This is a genomic window from Geodermatophilus sp. SYSU D00742, from assembly GCF_054049935.1.
On the sequence record NZ_JBJGYJ010000008.1, the window covers coordinates 77,873 to 96,911 of the forward strand.

The 19,039-nt window shown below is 74.1% G+C and carries 19 protein-coding genes; 15 read left to right on the forward strand and 4 right to left on the reverse strand.

Annotation, left to right across the window (positions count from 1 at the left end; translation table 11 throughout):
- Positions 1–26: 26 nt before the first annotated feature.
- From ACI78V_RS07945 to ACI78V_RS07990, 10 genes are read left to right on the forward strand one after another with little or no spacing between them, the layout of a single operon-like run.
- Positions 27–938 carry an SDR family NAD(P)-dependent oxidoreductase gene (locus ACI78V_RS07945; protein ID WP_456850294.1) on the forward strand — a complete coding sequence of 304 codons (912 nt, stop codon included), beginning with the start codon at positions 27–29 and terminating at the stop codon, positions 936–938.
- Between the two features lie 5 nt (positions 939–943).
- Positions 944–1,831, forward strand: a complete 888-nt coding sequence (locus ACI78V_RS07950; RefSeq protein ID WP_456850295.1) for an amidohydrolase family protein — start codon at positions 944–946, stop codon at positions 1,829–1,831.
- Positions 1,828–3,444, forward strand: coding sequence for an AMP-binding protein (locus ACI78V_RS07955; RefSeq protein WP_456850296.1), 1,617 nt, complete (start codon positions 1,828–1,830; stop codon positions 3,442–3,444). The genes ACI78V_RS07950 and ACI78V_RS07955 overlap by 4 nt, the downstream gene beginning before the upstream one ends.
- Positions 3,445–3,485: 41 nt before the next feature.
- Positions 3,486–3,950 carry a MaoC family dehydratase gene (locus ACI78V_RS07960; RefSeq protein WP_456850297.1) on the forward strand — a complete coding sequence of 155 codons (465 nt, stop codon included), beginning with the start codon at positions 3,486–3,488 and terminating at the stop codon, positions 3,948–3,950.
- Positions 3,950–4,624: an RraA family protein gene (locus tag ACI78V_RS07965; protein WP_456850298.1), complete on the forward strand. Its 675-nt coding sequence runs from the start codon at positions 3,950–3,952 to the stop codon at positions 4,622–4,624. Before ACI78V_RS07960 ends, ACI78V_RS07965 begins: the two co-directional genes overlap by 1 nt.
- 25 nt (positions 4,625–4,649) lie before the next feature.
- Positions 4,650–5,312: an RraA family protein gene (locus ACI78V_RS07970; RefSeq protein WP_456850299.1), complete on the forward strand. Its 663-nt coding sequence runs from the start codon at positions 4,650–4,652 to the stop codon at positions 5,310–5,312.
- Entirely contained in the window at positions 5,309–5,947 is a 639-nt protein-coding gene (locus ACI78V_RS07975; protein ID WP_456850300.1) for an RraA family protein, read from the forward strand. The genes ACI78V_RS07970 and ACI78V_RS07975 overlap by 4 nt, the downstream gene beginning before the upstream one ends.
- On the forward strand, positions 5,944–6,336 hold the full coding sequence (locus tag ACI78V_RS07980) for a RidA family protein (protein WP_456850301.1): 393 nt from the start codon (positions 5,944–5,946) through the stop codon (positions 6,334–6,336). Before ACI78V_RS07975 ends, ACI78V_RS07980 begins: the two co-directional genes overlap by 4 nt.
- Positions 6,333–7,346 carry an amidohydrolase family protein gene (locus ACI78V_RS07985; RefSeq protein ID WP_456850302.1) on the forward strand — a complete coding sequence of 338 codons (1,014 nt, stop codon included), beginning with the start codon at positions 6,333–6,335 and terminating at the stop codon, positions 7,344–7,346. The genes ACI78V_RS07980 and ACI78V_RS07985 overlap by 4 nt, the downstream gene beginning before the upstream one ends.
- Complete coding sequence (locus ACI78V_RS07990; RefSeq protein WP_456850303.1) at positions 7,343–9,451, forward strand: acyl-CoA dehydrogenase family protein; 2,109 nt, start codon at positions 7,343–7,345, stop codon at positions 9,449–9,451. The genes ACI78V_RS07985 and ACI78V_RS07990 overlap by 4 nt, the downstream gene beginning before the upstream one ends.
- A gap of 275 nt (positions 9,452–9,726) precedes the next feature.
- On the opposite strand, the gene ACI78V_RS07995 is transcribed toward ACI78V_RS07990, so the two are convergent.
- The 4 genes from ACI78V_RS07995 to ACI78V_RS08010 all read right to left on the reverse strand — a co-directional run bounded on the left by ACI78V_RS07995 (position 9,727) and on the right by ACI78V_RS08010 (position 14,364).
- Positions 9,727–11,427, reverse strand: coding sequence for an FAD-dependent monooxygenase (locus ACI78V_RS07995; RefSeq protein WP_456850369.1), 1,701 nt, complete (start codon positions 11,425–11,427; stop codon positions 9,727–9,729).
- Positions 11,319–12,293 (reverse strand): ABC transporter substrate-binding protein, encoded by a 975-nt coding sequence (locus ACI78V_RS08000; RefSeq protein ID WP_456850304.1) that lies wholly within the window; start codon positions 12,291–12,293, stop codon positions 11,319–11,321. Before ACI78V_RS08000 ends, ACI78V_RS07995 begins: the two co-directional genes overlap by 109 nt.
- Before the next feature lie 173 nt (positions 12,294–12,466).
- Positions 12,467–13,174: an SDR family NAD(P)-dependent oxidoreductase gene (locus tag ACI78V_RS08005; protein ID WP_456850305.1), complete on the reverse strand. Its 708-nt coding sequence runs from the start codon at positions 13,172–13,174 to the stop codon at positions 12,467–12,469.
- On the reverse strand, positions 13,171–14,364 hold the full coding sequence (locus ACI78V_RS08010; RefSeq protein ID WP_456850306.1) for a cytochrome P450: 1,194 nt from the start codon (positions 14,362–14,364) through the stop codon (positions 13,171–13,173). Before ACI78V_RS08010 ends, ACI78V_RS08005 begins: the two co-directional genes overlap by 4 nt.
- Before the next feature lie 374 nt (positions 14,365–14,738).
- Between ACI78V_RS08010 and ACI78V_RS08015 the strand changes: the two genes are divergently transcribed.
- The 5 genes from ACI78V_RS08015 (at position 14,739) to ACI78V_RS08035 (ending at position 19,012) form a co-directional block, all read left to right on the forward strand.
- Positions 14,739–15,416 carry a nuclear transport factor 2 family protein gene (locus ACI78V_RS08015; RefSeq protein WP_456850307.1) on the forward strand — a complete coding sequence of 226 codons (678 nt, stop codon included), beginning with the start codon at positions 14,739–14,741 and terminating at the stop codon, positions 15,414–15,416.
- A 102-nt stretch (positions 15,417–15,518) separates the two neighbouring features.
- Positions 15,519–16,505: a DODA-type extradiol aromatic ring-opening family dioxygenase gene (locus tag ACI78V_RS08020; protein ID WP_456850308.1), complete on the forward strand. Its 987-nt coding sequence runs from the start codon at positions 15,519–15,521 to the stop codon at positions 16,503–16,505.
- A 4-nt stretch (positions 16,506–16,509) separates the two neighbouring features.
- Positions 16,510–17,364: an ABC transporter ATP-binding protein gene (locus tag ACI78V_RS08025; protein WP_456850309.1), complete on the forward strand. Its 855-nt coding sequence runs from the start codon at positions 16,510–16,512 to the stop codon at positions 17,362–17,364.
- Positions 17,357–18,073: an ABC transporter ATP-binding protein gene (locus ACI78V_RS08030; RefSeq protein ID WP_456850310.1), complete on the forward strand. Its 717-nt coding sequence runs from the start codon at positions 17,357–17,359 to the stop codon at positions 18,071–18,073. Before ACI78V_RS08025 ends, ACI78V_RS08030 begins: the two co-directional genes overlap by 8 nt.
- A 12-nt stretch (positions 18,074–18,085) precedes the next feature.
- Positions 18,086–19,012: a branched-chain amino acid ABC transporter permease gene (locus ACI78V_RS08035; protein ID WP_456850311.1), complete on the forward strand. Its 927-nt coding sequence runs from the start codon at positions 18,086–18,088 to the stop codon at positions 19,010–19,012.
- Positions 19,013–19,039 lie beyond the last annotated feature (27 nt).

The following is a 19,039-nucleotide window of genomic DNA, read 5'->3' on the forward strand; positions in this document are numbered from 1 at the left end:
CGTGCCACGCTCTCGAGAGGACTCCCATGCAGCTGAACGGCAAGGTCGCCGTCGTCACCGGGGCCGGTCGCGGCCTCGGCCAGGCCTACGCCAAGGCGCTCGCCGCGGCCGGTGCCGCCGTCGTGGTCAACGACCTCGACGTCGAGCTCGCCGAGGAGACCGTCAAGGCCATCCAGGACGCGGGTGGCTCCGCCGTCGCCGAGGGCTCGGCCATCGGCTCCACCGAGGCGGCCGACGCCCTCGTGGCCAAGGCGGTCGAGGAGTTCGGCCGGCTGGACGTCATGGTCACCAACGCCGGCGTCCTCCGGGACCGCACGCTGCTGAAGATGGCCGACGAGGACTTCGACCTCGTGGTCGAGACCCACCTGCGCGGCACCTTCACCTGTGGCCGGGCCGCGGCCAGGCAGTTCAAGGAGCAGGGCGGCAACGGCCGGCTCATCCTCATCGGCTCCCCGGCCGGTCAGCGCGCCAGCTTCGGCCAGACCGGCTACACCGCCTCCAAGGCCGGCATCGTCGGCCTGGTCCGCACCTGGGCCGCCGAGCTGGAGCGCAGCGGCACCACGGTCAACGCCGTCATCCCCGTCGCCCTGACCCGCATGGTCGCCACCATCCCGGGCATGGCCGAGCTGGTGGAGATGGCCGACCGCGGCGAGCAGTTGCCGGCCGACGTCCGCGCCAGCGGCCTGGGCACCCCCGACGACGTCGCCGGGCTCGTGGTCTTCCTCGCCTCCGACGAGGCCGCCGGCGTCACCGGCCAGGCCATCGGCGCCGGCGGTGACCGGATCGCGATCTGGTCGCACCCGACCGAGGTCGCCGTCGAGGTCCGCGAGGGCGGCTGGAGCGCCGACGCGCTGGCCGAGGCCTTCCCGACGACCTTCGCCCCGCGCCTGCAGCCCTTCAAGCCGGACACCGTCCCCGGCCAGCCCGAGGGGAAGTGACCGGCATGGGGATCGACCTGGACGGCATCGTCGCCATCGACGTGCACACCCACGTGCACAAGTCGGTGAAGGGCGCCGCGTACACCGCGGACGCCGAGGACATGGGCGAGTACTTCGGCATCGGCAAGATGCCGCAGTACTCGGTCCCGGAGGTGGCCGACTACTACCGCGAGCGCAAGATGGCCGCGGTCGTGTTCGGCGTCGACAGCGTGTCGCAGACCGGCGAGGACCCGGTGCCCACCAACGAGGAGGTCGCCGAGCTCGCCGCCGAGCACGGCGACGTGTTGATCCCGTTCGGCAGCATCGACCCCGCCCGCGGCGCGGCCGGGGTGCGCGCGGCCCGCCGGCTGGTCACCGAGTACGGGGTGAAGGGCTTCAAGTTCCACCCCAACACCCAGGCGTTCTTCCCGAACGACCGGATGGCCTACCCGCTCTACGAGGTCATCGCCGAGCACAACCTGGTGGCGCTGTTCCACACCGGCCAGACCGGTGTGGGCGCCGGCCAGCGCGCCGGCGGTGGCATCCGGTTGAAGTACTCCAACCCGATGCACGTCGACGACGTCGCCGTCGACTTCCCCGACATGAAGATCATCCTGGCCCACCCCTCCTTCCCGTGGCAGGACGAGGCGCTGTCGGTGGCCACGCACAAGCCGCAGGTCTACATCGACCTGTCCGGCTGGTCGCCGAAGTACTTCCCGCCGCAGCTGGTGCAGTACGCCAACTCGCTGCTGAAGAACAAGGTGCTCTTCGGCTCCGACTTCCCGGTCATCACGCCCGAGCGGTGGATGAAGGACTTCGACTCGATCGCGATCAAGGACGAGGTGCGACCGAAGATCATGAAGGAGAACGCGGCCCGGCTGCTCGGCCTCGACGGTTCCGGGAACGGGGCGTGAAGGAGAGCCTGGCGACCGTCCTGGAGACGGTCGGGGACCTGCGGCGCGACCGGCTGGCGGTCAGCCACGGCGAGCGCACCCGCACCTGGGCCGAGCTCGACGAGCGGGCCGCCCGGCTGGCCGGCCACCTGGCCGCGCAGGGCATCGGCCCGGAGTCGCGGGTGGCGGTCGCCCTCTACAACGGCATCGAGTACCTCGAGAGCGTCTACGCGATCCTGAAGCTGCGCGCGGTGCCGCTGAACGTCAACTACCGGTACCGGCGGGACGAGATCGTCGGCCTGCTGGAGGACGCGCAGGCCGAGGCGGTCGTCTTCGACGCCGCCCTGGCCGAGCGCTTCGGCGAGGCGCGGCCGTCCCTCCCGCGGCTGCGCGCACTGGTCCAGGTCGGCGGTCCGGACGACGTGCCGGAGTGGGCCGCCGACTACGAGCAGGCGGTGGCCGCGGCCGAGCCGGCGCCGCGCACCCAGCGCGGCAACGACCACTGGCTGATGTACACCGGCGGCACCACGGGGCGGCCCAAGGGCGTGCTCTCCCGGCACTCCGGCCTGTTCGCCACGGTGTGCGCCAACGGCCTGCTGCTGCTCGGCGAGCCGGTCCCGCAGTCGCTCGACGAGCTGCGGGCCGCGCTGGAGCGGCTCGGTCTCGACCGGGACGCGATGGTGTGCCTGCCGGCGCCGCCGCTCATGCACGCGACCGGCATGTACACCACGCTGGGCGCCCTGCTGGCCGGCGGTCGGGTGGTCTACCTGGCGTCGCGGTCCTACGACCCCGACGAGCTGGCGGCCACCGTGCAGCGGGAGGGGGTCGACACCGTCTCGATCGTCGGCGACGTCTTCGCCCGGCCGCTGGCCGACGCGCTGGACGCCGCCGAGGCGGCCGGCCGTCCCCACGACCTGTCCGGCCTGAAGCTGATGATCAGCGTGGGGGTGACCTGGAGCGCGGACGTCAAGGAGCGGCTGCTGCGGCACGCCCCCGACATGGTCTGCCGCGACCTGGTCGCCTCCTCGGAGGGCGGGCCCTACGCCGTCCAGGAGACCCGCCGCGGCGACCCCACCGAGACCGCGCGCTTCCGGCTCTTCCCGGGCGCGCAGGTCATCGACGACGCGGGCCGGCCCGTGGCGCCGGGCTCCGGCGAGATCGGGCTGATGGCCGCGCCGGTCGACGAGCACATCCGCTACCAGGGCGACGACGAGGCGACGGCGAAGACCTTCCGCGAGATCGGCGGGCGGCGCTGGGTCGTCCCCGGCGACATGGCCAGCCTCGAGGCCGACGGCACCGTGGTCTTCCACGGCCGCGGGAGCCGGGTGATCAACACCGGCGGCGAGAAGGTCTTCGCCGAGGAGGTCGAGCAGGTGTTGCTCACCCACCCGGCCGTCCGGGACGCCATGGTCGTCGGCGCCCCCGACCCCCGGTGGGGCTCGCGGATCGTCGCCGTCGTCGCGCTGCGCCCCGGTGCGCAGCTCACCGACGCCGAGGCCCGCGACCACGTCGGCGAGCGGCTGGCCGACCACAAGCGGCCCCGCGAACTGGTCGTCGTCGACGAGCTCAAGCGCAGCCCGTCCGGCAAGGCCGACCTGTCCTGGGCTCGGCGCATGGCCGAGTCCGCCCAGTAGCAGTCCCCTCACAGCAGCCCCCACCGAGCGAGGAGAACCCCATGACCACCCCCATCACCGCTGACGGCATCGAGGGCGTCAAGAGCCTGGTCGGCCAGGAGGTCGGCCCCACCGACTGGGTCGAGATCACCCAGGAGATGGTCAACCTCTTCGCCGACGCCACCGGTGACCACCAGTGGATCCACGTCGACGTGGAGCGCGCCAAGAAGGAGAGCCCCTTCGGCGGCCCGATCGCGCACGGCTTCCTGACCCTGTCGCTGATCCCGCGCTTCCTGCCGCAGCTGTACGCGTTCACCGGCTTCACCATGGGCGTGAACTACGGCCTCGAGAAGGTGCGCTTCCCCTCCCCGGTGCCGGTGGGCGCCAAGCTGCGCGCCAAGGCCGTCATCGACGAGGTGACCGACATCAAGGGCGGCATCCAGGTGCTGACCACGGTGACCTTCGAGGTCGAGGGCTCGCCGAAGCCGGCGTGCGTCGCGGCCAGCGTCGTCCGTCAGCTGGTCTGATGAGCGGCTCGCCGGCCGGGCCGGCCTCGCTGCCGGCCCGGCTGGCGGCCCTCGACACCTGCGCGCTGTCCGACGCCCTCGACGGCTACGGGCGCGCGGGGGTCCTCTCCGGGGTGCGGCCGTTGTGGCCGGTGCCCCGGGTGGTCGTCGGCCGCGTCCGGACCCTGCGGGTCGGGCCCCGGGAGCCCGGGTCCGGGCCCACGGTCCACCTCGGCACCCAGCTGATCGAGACCGCCGAGCGCGGGGACGTCGTCCTCGTCGACGCCGGCGGCCGCACCGACGTCTCCTCCTGGGGCGGCATCCTGAGCACCGCCGCCACCCAGGTCGGGATCGCCGGGATCGTCATCGACGGCGCCTGCCGCGACATCGGGGAGAGCGAGCAGCTCGGTCTGCCGGTGTTCGGGAAGGCCGTCGTCCCCACCAGTGCCCGCGGCCGCATCGTGCAGCTCGGCATGGACGAGGAGATCACCGTCTGCGGCGTCCCCGCACGGACCGGCGACCTGCTCGTCGCCGACGTCTGCGGCGCCGTGGTCGTCCCCGCCGACCTCGCCGAGCAGGTGGTCGAGCTCGCCGAGCGGATCGCCGCCCGCGAGCGGGACATGGTCGCCGCGGTGCGCTCCGGGCGCTCCGTCGTCGACGTCATGCACGACTCGCAGTTCCCCAGCCCCCAGTGACCTGCCCCCAGGAGCGCCCCACCCCATGAGCGAGCTGCTGCCCGCCACCGAGTTCGCCGGGCTGCCCACCGCCGCGCTGTCCGACGCCATGGACCGCCTGGCCCTGCCCACCGCCTGCCAGGGCGTCAAGCCCCTGGCCCCCGGGCAGCGACTGCTCGGCCGCGCCTTCACGGTCCGGTACGTGGCCACCGGCCGACCGCCGGGCACCGTCGGCGACTTCATCGACGACGTCCCGCCGGGGGACGTCGTGGTGATCGACAACGGCGGCCGCGAGGACTGCACCGTGTGGGGGGACATCCTCACCGCGGTCGCCTCCTCCCGCGGCGTGGCCGGCACGGTCATCGACGGCGTCTGCCGCGACGTGCACCGCGCCCGCGACATCGGCTACCCCGTCTACAGCCGGGGCTGGTTCATGCGCACCGGCAAGGACCGCGTGACCGTCTCCGACGTCGGGACCCCGGTCAGCGTCGCGGGCATCCGCGTCCGCGCCGGAGACCTGCTGGTCGGCGACGACGACGGCGTGGTCGTGATCCCGGTCGAGTACGAGCAGGAGGTGCTCGCCGTCGCCCGGGAGATCGAGGAGCGCGAGGGCGCCATCCTCGCCGCCGCGCTCGCCGGCAGCAGCCTGCGCGACGCCCGGGCCGCGCAGGGGTACCACGAGCTGCAGCGCGCGAGCGGGGACCGGTGAGCGCCTGGAGCGCGGACCTGGTCCCGCGGGCGGCGCACCTGGGCGCCTCCACCGTGCACGAGGCCGCCGGCCGCGTCGGCGCGCTGCCGTCGTCGATCAGCGCCCTGTACCGGGAGCAGCCGCCGGTCGCCGGCCCCGCCGCGACCGTGCTCTGCCCCGACGGCGACAACCTGTGGCTGCACCGTGCCCTCTACAGCGCCGCCCCGGGCGAGGTGCTGGTCGTCGAGGTCGGGACGGGGGAGGACTTCGGCTACTGGGGCGAGGTCATGGCCACCGCCGCCCAGGCGCGCGGCCTCGCCGGCCTGGTCATCAGCGGCTGCGTGCGCGACGCGGTGCAGATGCAGCGGCTCGGCTTCCCGGTGTTCAGCACCGGCACCTGCATCCGCGGCACGCTCAAGGACCCGCTGCGGCCCGGCGCGATCGGCGGCCGGCTGCGGCTGGGCGACGTCCTGGTCTCGCCCGGTGACCTCGTCGTCGGTGACGCCGACGGGGTGGTCGTCGTCCCGGCGGACGCCGCCGAGGCGGCCGTCGCCGCCGGGGAGGCGCGGGAGCGCAAGGAGGCCGACGCGATGGACCAGCTGCGCGCCGGTGCGACCACGCTGGAGCTGTTCGGCCTGCCGGGAGGCGCGCGGTGAGACGGTCGGTCGAGGTCGAGGGCCTGCACCACGGCGGCGTCCCCATCCCGATGGCGAGCCGGGTGGGGCCGCTGCTGGTCTCCAGCAGCATCCTCGGCCAGGACCCCGCCACCGGCGAGCTCCCCGACGACGTCGCCGCCCAGGTGGCGCTGGTCTTCGCCAACCTGCGGCGGGTGCTCGCGGCCGGCGGTGCGACCACCGACCACGTCGCCAAGCTGACCTTCCACGTGCGCGACCGCTCGGCGCGCGCCGCCATCGACGAGCACTGGCTCGCGATGTTCCCCGACCCCGCCGCCCGCCCCGCGCGGCACACCGTCCCCGGTGACCTGCCGCCGGCCTTCCACGTCCAGTGCGAGGTCATCGCCTACGTGACCGAGGAGAGCTCGTGATCATCGACGCCCACGCCCACGTCGTCGCGCCCGAGGTGTTCTACGCCTACCGGGCCCAGCTGCTCGGCAGCGGGGGTTACCACCAGGACCCGCCGAAGACCACCGACGAGTCCCTCGCCCAGGCGGCGGCGGGCAACGTGGCGATCATGGACGGCGTCGGCACCGACGTGCAGTTCATCTCGCCGCGGCCGTTCCAGCAAATGCACTCGGCCAAGCCGGCCGAGATCGTGCACCGCTGGATCCGCGCCAACAACGACGTCATCGCCCGCTCCGTGGCGCTGCACCCCGACCGGCTGGCCGGGGTGGCCGGGCTCCCCCTGTGCGCCGGGGCGCCGGTGGAGTCCTGCTTCGACGAGCTGACCCGCGCCGTGGAGGACCTCGGCTTCATCGGCGTGAGCCTCAACCCCGACCCGTACGAGGGCACCGGCGGGGACACCCCAACCCTCGGCGACGAGTTCTGGTACCCGCTGTGGGAGAAGCTGGTCGAGTTCGACGTCCCGGCGCTGATCCACTCCGCGGGCTGCTACAACGGCCGCGAGGTCTACAGCGACCACTTCATCACCGAGGAGTCGATCGCCGTCCTCTCGCTGATGCGCTCCCGGACGCTGCTCGACTTCCCCGACCTCAAGATCATCGTCGGGCACGGCGGCGGGTCGATCCCGTACCAGATCGGCCGCTGGAAGGCCGCCCGCCAGGCGCCCGGCCTGGGCAGGGACGTCCTGGAGGAGCGGTTCGAGGTCTCCCTGCGGCGGCTGTGGTTCGACACGGTCCTGTACGACCAGGCGTCGCTGGCCTACCTGTTCGCCACCGTCGGCCCCGACCGCTGCCTGTTCGGCACCGAGCGGCCGGGCAGTGGCTCGGTGACCGACCCGGACACCGGGCGGCCCTTCGACGACCTCAAGCCGGTCATCGAGGGGATCGACACGCTGACCGACGCCGACCGCGCGGCCGTCTTCGAGCACAACGCGCGCACGGTGTTCAGCCGCTGGAAGGGACCGCAGGGGGCATGACGGCGCTCGCCGTCGAGGAGCTCGCGGACCTGCGGGCCACCGTCGCCGGCGCGCTGCAGCGAGCCTGGGACGCCCCGCAGGCCGCGGGGCGCCCGGACGCCGGGGACGCCGCGCTGCGGGCCGCCTGGGACGTCGCCGTCCGGCAGGGCTGGACCGAGCTCGGCGGCGAGGGGGCCCTCGACGCGCTGCTCGCGCTCACCGGTGAGCTGGGCCGGCTGGCCTGCCCGTTGCCGCTGGCCGACGTCTACGTCGCCACCCGACTCCTCGGGGCCGACCTGGCCGCCGACGTCGCCGAGGGGCGGGTCCGCCCGGTGGTCGCGGCCGCGGAGTCGGCGACGGGCACCGTGCGGTTCGTCGAGGCCGCGACGGCCGCGACGCACGTCCTGCTGGTCCCGGCAGCCGACGGCGAGGCCCGGCTGGTGCCGATCGCCGCCGTCCGCCCCACCGAGGGGACGCCGGCGCCGGCGTGGTCCGACGTCGACCTGGCCCCCGGCGGGGTGGCCGTGCCGGTGACCGCCGCCGAGGCGGAGGCGGCCCGGACGGTGCTGCGGCTGGCGCTGGCCGCCCGCGCGTACGGCGCGGCCGGGCGCTCGGCGGAGCTGGCGCTCGCGCACGCCGGCCTCCGGCACCAGTTCGGCAGGCCGATCGGTGCCTTCCAGGCGGTCTCGCACCGGTGCGTGGACGGCGCCATCGACGCAGCCGCCTTCGCGGCGCTGGCCGAGGAGGCGGTGCGCCTGGGCCTGGCCGGGGACCCGACCTGGGTGCTGGCCGCCGAGCTCGCCGTCGCGCACGCCACGGCCACCGCGGCCCGCGTGCAGTTCGGCGCGCACCACACCCTCGCCGCGGTCGGCTACTTCGAGGAGCACGAGGCGCCCTGGCTGTTCCGCCGCGTGCACGCCGACGTCGCCCGGCTCGCCGCCCTGCCGGCCGTCGGCGGGGAGCCGGCCGACGTGCTGCTGGCCTCCGGTGCCGGGCTGCCGCCGCTGGACCTGGGGGAGCAGGCCGAGGCCGCCCGCGCCGAGGTGCGTGCGTTCATCGCCGAGCGGGTGCCGGACGGGCTGACGGGGGAGGACCCCGCGCTGCTGGACCTGCTGGGGGACGCCGGCTACCTGGCACCCGGCCTGCCCCGGGAGTTCGGCGGCCGGGCGGCGGGCCCGGCCGAGCAGGTCGCGATCGGGGAGGAGCTCACCTACGCCGGCCTGGCGCGGGGCGCGCGGGTGGCCGCGGCGATGCTCGGCCCGTCGATCGCCGCGCACGGGACGCCGGAGCAGAAGCAGCGGTTCCTGCCCCTGATCAGCCGGGGCCGGATGCCGTTCTACCTGGGCTACTCCGAACCCGAGACCGGCTCGGACCTCGCCCACCTGCGCACCACCGCGCGCCGGGACGGCGGGGACTGGGTGGTCGACGGTCAGAAGATGTGGGGCACCGGCGCCCACCGGGCCGAGTGGGTCTGGCTGGCCGCGCGCACCGATCCCGAGGCCCGGGCGCACGCGGGCATCACGGTGTTCTGCTTCCCGGTCGGGCTGCCCGGCTGGAGCATCCAGGAGCACCGTTCCCTGGGCGGGGAGATCTCCTGCACCACGTTCCTCGACGAGGTCCGGGTGCCGGACTCCGCCCGGGTCGGCGAGCCGGGCGCGGGCTGGCGGGTGCTCACCGAGGCGCTGGCGCACGAGCGCATCCACATCGCGTCGGGGACGGCCCGCCTGCTGCGGCTGTTCGACGACCTGCTCGGCGTCCTGCGGGCCGACCCCGCGGTGGCCGGCGAGCGCGGCTCCGCGGCGCGGGCCACCCTCACCGGGCTCGCGGTCCGGCTGCAGGCGGCCCGGGCCCTGGTGGCGTCCAGCACGCGGCGTGCACTGGGGGCCGGCAGCGACCCGGCGGCCGCCGCGATGGCCAAGATCATCGGCAGTGAGCTCGAGGAGGACTTCGGCGAGGCCGTGCTCGGCCTGCTGGGCCCCGCCGCGGCGCTGGCCGACGGTCCCAACGCGGGGGCGCCGCAGACGTTCGAGGAGTCCCTGCGGCTGTCGATCATGATGGTGGTCTCGGGCGGGACCAACGACATCCAGCGCAACCTGGTCGCCCGCGCGCTCGGCCTGCCCCGCTGACCCCGCTCCGCTCGGCCCGCCCGGTCGGGGGCCCCGAGGGGCGGCGGTCGTGGCACCCCAGGGGGGGGGGGGGGGGGGGGGGGGCGCCGCGGGGGGGGGGGGGGGGGGGGGGGGGGGGGGGGGGGGGGGGGGGGGGGGGGGGGGGGCCCGCCGGGCGGCCGGGGGGGGCGGGGCCGCGGCCCGCAGCCCCCCCCCCCCCCCCCCCCCCCCCCCCCCCCCCCCCCCCCCCCCCCCCCCCCCCCCCCCCCCCCCCCCCCCCCCCCCGGGGGTGCCGGTCAGCGCCTGGCGCGACCGGTCACGGTGGCGACCACGCCGTCGGGGTCGTCGCACCGGTCCCCGGCCCAGGCGACGTACTGGTCGGGCCGGACCAGCACGAGGTCGGCGCCGTAGGCGTCGCGGACCGCCCGGTCGACGTCCACGACCCGCAGCGGGACCGCGGCGCGCTCCGCGGCGGCGACGAGCCCGTCCTGCTCCGGTGCGCCGCGGAGGAGCACGAAGGAGCCGTCGGTCAGCCGGTCGAACAGGTCGGTGCCCGTCCCCTCCGGCTGGGCCGCCAGGTGGTGCCCGGGACGGGCGCGGGTCTGGTGGCCGCCCTGGGCGCTGGGACTGCCGGTGCCGTCCCCGGCGACGACGGGGGAGCCCTCGTAGTGGGGCTCGTACGCGTCGACCTCCGCGGGCGCGCCCGTCGCGCGTGCCTCCCACGCCGCCTCGAAGCCGGGCCGGTCGGTGGCGGGATCGTGGGAGGCGAGGAACTCCCGGTCGACCTCGATGGACCGGGCGATGAAGTCGTCCCGCGTCGACGCGAAGACCGGCCGCCGCTCGGCGTCGTAGGAGTCGAGCAGGCCGGGACCCGCCCAGCCCTCGAGCGTGGCCCCGAGCTTCCAGGCGAGGTTGGCGGCGTCCTCGAAGCCGGTGTTGATGCCGTAGCCGCCGTAGGGCGGGTGGCTGTGCGCGGCGTCGCCGGCGATGAACACCCGGCCCGCGCGGTACCGGTCGGCGAGCGCGAACCGCATGTCCCAGAACCCGACGTGCTGCACCTCGACGTCGAACTCCGTACCGACGGTCCGCCAGACCAGCGGCCGGAAGTCGGTGGTGGGGTCGGCGACCGCGCGGTCGACCGGCGCGTGGAAGAACCACGTCTCCCGCGCGTCGACGCGGCCCAGGAACTGCCAGTAGCCCTCGAGCTCCGGGTTCAGGACGTTGAAGTAGGAGGTGCCCGGGAACCGCTCGAGCAGCCCGTCGAGCTGCGCGGACCGGAAGACGAGCAGGACCATCATCTGCTCGTGGTCGGTCCCGGTCTGGGTGATCCCGGCGGCCTCCCGGACCGTCGACCGGCTGCCGTCGCAGCCGACCACGTGCTCGGCGGCGACCTCCAGCACCTCGCCCGACGCCCCGCGGGCACGGACGACGACGCCCGCGTCGTCCTGCGTCACGTCCTCCGCGCGCCAGTCGTAGTGCACCGACACGGTGGGCAGCTCCGCGACGCGGGCCCGCAGCGCCCGCTCGGTGGCGTACTGCGGGAGGCGCTCGTTGTCGGCCGCGTAGAACCGGCGGACGGCGGCGCGCCGGTGCCACTCGTAGGAGTACTCGCCGAGCAGCGACCCGTAGGCGGTGATGCCGCCGATCGCCTGGCCCGCGGGGATGAGGCGGCCGGCCCGGACGCGGTCCTCGACCCCCCACGCCCGCATGTGCTCCATCGTCCGCTGGGTGAGGTTCTGGCCCTTCGGCACCGGCTGCGGCTCGGCGCGACGCTCGAGGACGGCGCACCGGATGCCGCGCTGGCCCAGCGCGATCGCCAGGCCCATCCCGACCGGCCCGCCGCCGACGACGGCGACCTGGGTCTCGATCCGACGCGTGCTCACCCCGGTCACCCGACCACGATCTCGTCGAGGTCGACCGGCGCCTCGATGAGGCCGTACTCGACCATGAGGCCCTGGATCAGCTCCAGGGACTCCGTGTCGGTGGCCCCCTGCCAGAGGTTGATCCGCACCTTCTCGGCCAGCTCCGGCGGGGTGTCGCTGATCTCGGTGAGGGCCGCGCGGAAGGCCTCCGGGTCCTCGCGGATGTCGTCGGCGGTGGCCTGCACGCCCGCGAGGAAGGCCTCGGCCACCTCCGGGCGCTCCTGGACCGCCTGGGCGCTCATCACGTAGGTGCCGATCTGGAGCCCCGGCCGCAGGTCGGAGTACGGGCGCCCGACGATCTGCAGGCCCTGCTGCTCGGCCGCGGTCACGAAGGGCTCGATGACCATCGCGGCCGCCACGTCGCCGTTCAGCACGGCCGCGGCCATGTCCGGGAAGGGCAGCTCGACGAACTCGACGCTGTCGTAGGCCAGCCCGGCCTCCTCGAGCATCGAGCCCAGGACGATGTCGTTGATGTTGCGCAGGGTGTTGACCGCGATGCGCTGACCCTCGAGGTCGCCGATCCCGGTGACCGGGCTGCCGGCGGGCACCATGAGCGCCGAGAAGTCCTGCTCGGGGTCCTCCGACGTGCTGGTGCCGCCGGCGACCATGCGCAGCGGCAGACCCTGCTCGGCCGCGACGAGGACCGACACCACGTTGGAGCCGGCGACGTCCAGGTCGCCCTGGACCAGCTGCGGGATGACGGTGGCGCCGCCGGTGGAGGCGCTGATGTCCAGCTCGAGGCCGGCGTCCTCGAAGTGGCCCTGCTGCTGCCCGTAGGTCAGGAAGTTCAGCGGGGCGCCGGCGGTGTCGGCGACCGTGATCGTGGTGAGGCCGCCCTCCCCGGTGGCCTGGGGCGTGTCGCCGTCGTCCCCGCCCCCGCAGGACGTGACGAGCAGGACGGCGCCGGTCAGGACGGCGGTGGTGCGGAGCCGGTGCGGCATCGGACGGGGTCTCCTCTCGGCGGACGGCGACCCACGACGCTGTGACGGGGCGCACCGTCCGGACCGAACGCTAACCGACGTCCCGCAGCGCGATCCAATGATCGCCGATCATTCCGTCATGTCGAACGGCTGCGCCGACAGGAGCCCGAGGGGGCGGGGATGGCCGCCCCCGCTCAGTGCAGGTAGCCGCCGCCGTCGCAGACGATCGTCTGGCCGGTGACCATGCGGGCGTCGGGCCCGCACAGGAACGACACGAGACCGGCGAGGTCCTCGGGCCGGACCCGCCGCCGGATGGCCTGCTGGGCCATCGTGCGGTCGAAGTCCTCCTCGGAGTTGTACTGCTCGGTCCCCGGGGTGGCGACCTGCCCCGGCATGACCGCGTTGACGGTGACGCCGTGCGGCCCCAGCTCCTTGGCCAGCACCCGCGTCATGCCCAGGACGGCGCCCTTGCTCGCCACGTAGGCCAGCTGTCCCGGGCTGCCGGTGAAGAACGTCCGCGAGGCCACGTTGACCACGCAGCCGCGGTCGCTGGCCACCAGGTGCGGGTGGGCGGCCTGGGTGGCGAGCGCGTACCCGACGGCGTTGACCGTCAGGTACCGCAGCAGCTCCTCCTTGCCCGACTCCAGGTACGGCCGGCGCGGGGAGATGAGCCCGGCGTTGTTCACCAGGACGTCGATGCCCCCGGCCCGGCCGGCCACGGTCGACATCGCCGCCTGCAACTGGTCGGGCTCGGTGACGTCGCAGCGGATCCAGTCGGTCGCCGCGTCGTCGTCGGGCTCGACCACGTCCAGGACGGTGACCCGGTGACCGTCGGCGTGCAGCCGCTCGGCCAGGGCCCGGCCGATGCCGCGGGCCCCGCCGGTGATGACTGCGGTGCTCACCAGGTCAGCCGCAGCGGCAGCGAGTGCGGCCCGCGGTTGACGAAGCTCGGCAGGTAGTCGATCGCGTCGGCGCCGACCGCCAGCTCGATCCGGCTGGTGCTGCCCAGCAGCGTCTCCAGCGCCACCCGGCTCTCCAGCCGGGCCAGGATGTTGCCCAGGCACGAGTGCACGCCCTTGCCGAAGGCCAGGTGGGCCGAGGGGGCCCGGCGGGCGAGGTCGAGCTCGTCGGGGCGCTCCACCAGTGCCGCGTCGCGGTTGCCCGAGCCGTACATCACCTGCACCCGCGAGCCGGCCGGGATGGGCACCCCGCCGACCTCGGTGTCCCGCGTGGTGATGCGGAACAGCCCCTGGATGGGCGACTCGAGCCGCAGCGACTCCTCGATGAAGTACGACAGCCGCGACGGGTCGGTGCGCAGCCGGTCGGCGAGCTCGGGGTCGCGGGCCAGCAGCACCATGCTGTTGCCGATGTGGTCGGTCGTGGTCACGTTGCCGGCGATCAGCAGCTCCATGACGAACCGGGTGGAGTCGTGCCGGGGCAGGCCCGCGGTGCGCTCGGCGGCGGCGATGGTGGACAGGATCGTGTCCTCCTCCTCGGCGGCCGCGGCGGCCTCGAGCGAGGGGGCGAGCAGTGTCGCGAACTCCTCGGCGATCCGCACGATGTCGGCGGGGTCGGCGGCGTGGTTGCCGACGGTGGCGGCCAGCTCCTCCGACAGCCGGCGGAAGGAGCCGGTCTCCTCACCGGGGACGCCGAGCACGGTGGTGATGACCGCGATCGGCAGCGGGACGGCGAACTCCGCCATGAACTCGACCTCGGTGCGCCCGCGCATCTGCTCCACGAGGTCGGTGCACAGCTCCCGGATGCGCGGCTCGAACCTCGCCAGCCGGCTCGGGGTGAAGGCACGCTGCACGAGCCTGCGGCGCTCGGAGTGCTCCGGCTCGTCGGACAGCAGCAGGAAGGGCACCCGCTTGGCCATCTCGCTGTCCGGCGGGATCGGCGGGGCGCCGATCGCGTTGCGCGAGCTGAAGGCCGAGTGGTCGCGCAGCACGGCGTCGATGTCCTCGGCCCGGGTGACCAGGTAGGCGTTGGCCGCCTCGACGAAGGTGACCCCCCGCTCGCGCAGCTCCGCGTAGGCGGGGAAGGGGCACCGCAGTGCCCCCGGCTCCAGCTTCGCGGCGGCGTCGATGAGCATGCGCGTTCCCCTTCCTCGGCCGGGCCCCGGTGCCCGTCGCCCGGGTTCGAGCCCGGTGCCGGCCCGCGGGCGCGCCGACGGCGCCGGCCGGCGGGCGGACCGGATGGGAGGCTGGCACCACGGATGCCTCCCGTCAAGGAAGCGCATCAAGTCGGCGTCGTCGCCCGATCGGGCGACACCGCGCGACCGGCACGTCGCTGACCTGCGATGTCGTGCTGATTCGGCGGTCGACGACGGCTCCGGGGGTGGTCCGTGGTCTTGCGCCTGGCGGAAACGTTTGTCGAATCGTTGACGGTGACCAGCATCACGCATACGTTGCCGCTTGCCCCCTCCGCGACCTGCGGCAGTGGCGGCGGACGACGCGGAGGAGCGAGATGACTGACCAGGTGGCCGCCCTCGAGGCGCGGATCGCGGATCTGGAGAACCGGCTCACCCGGGCCGAGGACATCGAGGCGATCCGGCGGCTGCAGTACACGTACGGCTACTACCTCGACAAGACCTACTACGAGGAGGTCGTCGAGCTCTTCGCCGACGAGGGCGCCGAGGTCCGCTTCCTGCACGGCGTCTTCCGCGGCAAGGAGGGCGTCAGGCGTCTCTACACCGGCCGCTTCATGACCAAGTTCGCCGACGGCCACAACGGTCCGCGCTACGGCCGCCTGCTCGACCACCCGCAGATGCAGGGCATCATCACGCTCTCCGAGGACGGCCGGTCGGCCAAGGCCCGGTTCCGCTCGGTCATGCAGGCCGGCACGCACGAGACCGTGCCCGGCTTCCGCCAGTGGTTCGAGGGCGGCATCTACGAGAACGAGTACGTCAAGCAGGACGGCGAGTGGCGGATCCGGCTGCTCAACATGCGGTCGTTCTGGCAGGGCGACTTCGACAAGGGCTGGTCACGCTGCCCGGTCGAGTACCAGGGCTACCTGACCGAGACCTACCCGACCGACCCGCACGGCCCCGACGAGATCGTCGCCGACTGGGCGATGTTCCCCAACACCGAGACGATGCCGTTCCACTACGTGCACCCGGTGACCGGCAAGCAGGTCGCCGACTGACCTCCGCCGCCCGGCCGGCCGCCGCACCGGCGGCCGGCCGCGGCGTGCCCGGTACCCCAACGCCCGGCGACGCCGGGCACCTCGACCCACCAAGGAGCGTTGATGGCCACCATCGTCGGGGCGATCGGCACCTCGCACAGCCCGATGCTGCTCACGAACCCGCGCCTGTGGCGGGAGCGGGCGGCGCAGGACCGCACCAACAAGGAGCTCCACGACAACGCCGGCCGGCACGTCACCTTCGACGAGCTGTCGGCCGCGGTGGGGGAGCGCTACGCCGCCGAGCTCACCGACGAGGTGTGGGAGCAGCGCTACACCGCCTGCCTGCAGGGCATGGACCGGCTGGCCGCCGACCTCGCGGAGCTGCGGCCCGACGTGCTCGTGGTCGTCGGTGACGACCAGGAGGAGGTCTTCGACGCGACCAACCAGCCCTCCATGGCGATCTTCTGGGGCGACACGTGGGAGACCGGCACGATGGAGGGCGCCCCGCCCGGGGAGTTCTTCGAGGCGGTGAAGACCGGCTACGCCATGGACGCCGTCCACAAGTTCGACGGACACCCGCAGCTGGCCCTCGACGCCATCACGGGTCTGGTCGCGCGCGAGTTCGACGTCGCCAGCGTCGCCAGCACCCCGCCCGGCCACGGCTTCGGCCACGCCTACGGCTTCATCATCCAGCGGCTGCTCGGTGAGCGGACCGACGTCCCCGTCGTGCCGGTCATGCTGAACACCTACTACCCGCCCAACCAGCCCTCGGCCAAGCGCTGCCACGACTTCGGCAGGGCGCTGGGCGCGGCCATCGAGGCCTCCCCGGTCCAGGCGCGGGTCGTCCTCGTCGCCTCCGGCGGGCTGTCGCACTTCGTCGTCGACGAGGAGCTGGACCGCCGCGTCCTCGACGGCATCGCCGCCCGGGACGCCGAGTCGCTGCGCAGCATCCCCGACGAGCTGCTGCACGCCGGCTCCTCGGAGATCCGCAACTGGGTGGCCGTCGCCGGCGCCATGCACGACCGCGAGGTCGCGTGGTCGGAGTACGCCCCGTGCTACCGCACGGCGGCGGGCACCGGCTGCGGCATGGGCTTCCTCCGCTGGCGGTGACGCGATGACCGGTGCGACCGCCGCCACGGCGGCTGCGCGGCGCGGCGAGGAGGACCTCCCGCTGCTCCGGGTCGAGGACGTCAGCGTCCGCTTCGGCGGCGTGGTCGCCCTCGACGGGCTGTCCTTCGACGTGCCCCGCGGCAGCATCTGCGGCCTGATCGGCCCCAACGGCGCGGGCAAGACGACGATGTTCAACGTCGTCAGCCGGGTCTACGAGGCCAGCTCCGGCCGGGTGCTGCTCGACGGCACCGACCTGCTCCGGCTGCCCCCCCACCGCATCGCCGAGGTCGGGGTGGCGCGCACGTTCCAGAACATCGCGCTGTTCCCGACCATGACGGTGCTGGACAACATCGCCGTCGGCGCGCACTCGCGCGGGCGGGGCGGCTGGATCCGGTCCGCGCTGCGGCTGGGCACCCGGCGCAACGACTCCGCGGCCCGCGCCGAGGCGATGGCGTTGCTGGAGCGGCTCGACCTCGCCCACCTCGCGCTGCGGCCGGTGGCCGGGCTGCCCTTCGGCACGATGAAGCGGATCGAGCTGGCCCGTGCCATGGCCGCCCGGCCCAAACTGCTGCTGCTCGACGAGCCCGCCAACGGCCTGACCCACTCCGAGGTCGACGAGCTCGCCGCGGTCATCCGCGGGCTGCGCGACGACTTCGGGCTGTCGGTGCTGCTGGTCGAGCACCACATGAAGATGGTCATGGGCATCAGCGACCGGGTCACCGTCCTGAACTTCGGACGGCGGATCGCCGACGGCACCCCCGCCCAGGTGCAGCGCGACCCCGCGGTCGTCGAGGCCTACCTGGGCAGCGACACCTCCGCCGGGGAGGGCGCCGGGGTGGGTGGGCAGCGACATGGCTGAGCCGCTGCTGCAGCTGTCCGGCGTCCACGCGTCCTACGGCCAGGTGGAGGTCCTCCGCGGCATCGACCTGACCGTCGGCGAGGGCGAGGTCGTCGTCCTGCTCGGCGCCAACGGTGCGGGCAAGACGACCACGCTGCGCTCGATCTGCGGCATGGTCGGCACCCGCGGCTCGGTCCGTCTCGGCGGCACCGAGCTCACCGGGAAGCCCACCGAGTGGATCGTGCGGCAGGGGATCTCGCACGTGCCCCAGGGCCGCGGCGTCTTCGGCGTCCTCTCGGTGGAGGAGAACCTCCGCGTCGGTGCCTGGAACCGCAAGGACACCAAGGGCATCGAGGCCGACATCGACCGCTGGTACGACGTCTTCCCCCGCCTGGCCGAGCGGCGCAGCCAGCTGGCCGGCGGGATGAGCGGCGGTGAGCAGCAGATGCTCGCCATCGCCCGGGGGCTGATGGCCCGCCCGCGGCTGCTGCTGCTCGACGAGCCCTCCCTGGGCCTGGCCCAGATCATCACCCGCGGGCTGTTCGCCCAGCTCGAGGCGATCAACCGCGAGGAGTCGGTGGCGATGCTCATCGTCGAGCAGAACGCCGAGCTCGCGCTCTCCTTCGCCACCCGCGGCCACGTGCTCGAGTCCGGGTCGATCGTGCTGTCCGGCAGCGCCGACGAGGTCCGCGGCAACGAGGACATGCGCCGCGCCTACCTGGGCTACTGAGGGGGTCCCGACGTGTCACCCAACATCGACAACCCCGCCTACCTGCTCACACTGCTCACCGGCGGGCTGACCAACGGCGCGCTCTACGCGCTGGTGGCCCTGGCGATCGTGCTGGTCTACAAGACGACCAGCCACATCAACCTGGCCCAGGGCGAGATGGCCACCCTCGGCGCCTTCGCCGTGTTCGAGCTCACCCGGCACGGCGTGAACGTGTGGCTGGCCATCGGCCTCGCGCTGGTGCTCTCGTTCGCCGTCGGCGCGGGCCTGGAGCGCGGGCTGATCCGGCCGCTGGAGCGGCGGGGCATCTTCCCCGTCATCCTGGCGACGCTGGCGCTGTTCCTCGTCATCAACGCCGGCGTCGCCATCATCTGGGGCACCTCCCCGGTGGCGCCGCCGCGACCGTTCCCCGGCGGCATCGAGGACAAGGTCGACGTCATCGACGGTGCTCCGCCGTTCTTCGTCACCCACGTGTCGATCGGCGTCCTCGCCGTCCTTGTCGTGCTGCTGCTGGGCCTGTGGCTGCTGCTGGAGAAGACCAAGCTGGGCCTGGGCTACCGGGCGGTCGCGGCCAACCGCGAGGCCGCGGAGGTCATGGGCATCCCGGTCGGCCGGATGTACATGTTCGGCTGGGGCATCGCCGCGGCCCTCGGCACCCTCGCGGCCGCGCTGGTCGCCGAGACCGCCGGCGCCCTGGACTTCAACTCGATGGGCGCGATCCTCATCTTCGGCCTGGCCGCGGCCACCCTCGGTGGGTTCGACAGCGTGCCGGGCGCCGCCGTCGGCGGGCTCGTGCTCGGCCTGGTCATGGCGTTCGTGCCCGGCCTGTTCACCGTCATCGAGGGCGACCTGAGCCTGGTCATCGCCCTGCTGGTGGTCCTCGTCGTCCTCCTCGTCCGGCCGCAGGGGCTGTTCGGGACCAAGACCCTGGAGCGGGTATGAGCGAGCTCGCGAGCTCATCGATCGGCA